The organism is Vibrio sp. 1078-1, assembly GCF_033340475.1.
The window spans coordinates 1-538 of sequence record NZ_JAWOWM010000793.1 but is presented as its reverse complement, the minus strand read 5'-3'; the positions used below and the strand labels follow the sequence as shown (position 1 = coordinate 538).

Sequence of the window (538 nt, the reverse complement as noted above, 5' to 3'; positions counted from 1 at the left end):
TTCAATCGCAGAAGCAACAACACGCGATACACCGATGCCGTAACAACCCATCTCTAAGATTACGTTTTTACCGTCAGGGCCAAGAACACTACAGTTCATTGCTTCTGAGTAAACGTTACCAAGTTGGAAGATATGACCAACTTCGATACCACGTTTCAGCATTAGCGTACCTTTACCACATGGGCTTGGATCACCTTCCACTACGTTACGCAGATCTTCTACTTGACCCAGTTCAACGTCACGACCCCAGTTAATACCGAAGTAGTGTTTACCGTCGATGTTTGCGCCAGCGCCAAAGTCGCTCATGACTGCTACGCTGCGGTCAACGATGAATGGCAGTTCAAGGCCTACAGGGCCAAGAGAACCAGGGCCAGCACCGATCAGTTCACGAATTTCTTCTTCTGATGCCATCTCTAGTGGAGAAGCCACTTGAGGTAGGTTTTCTGCTTTCACTTCGTTTAGCTCGTGGTCACCACGAACGATCAACGCAATGATTGGTGCATCGATTTCGTCAGACGCTTTAACAAATAGCGTTTTA

At 47.6% G+C, this 538-nt stretch carries 1 protein-coding gene; it reads right to left on the bottom strand.

The window, feature by feature from the left end:
* Positions 1–538, bottom strand: a 538-nt coding sequence (locus tag R7190_RS30100; RefSeq protein WP_318138237.1) for a YbaK/EbsC family protein, incomplete at both ends; no start/stop codon positions are given.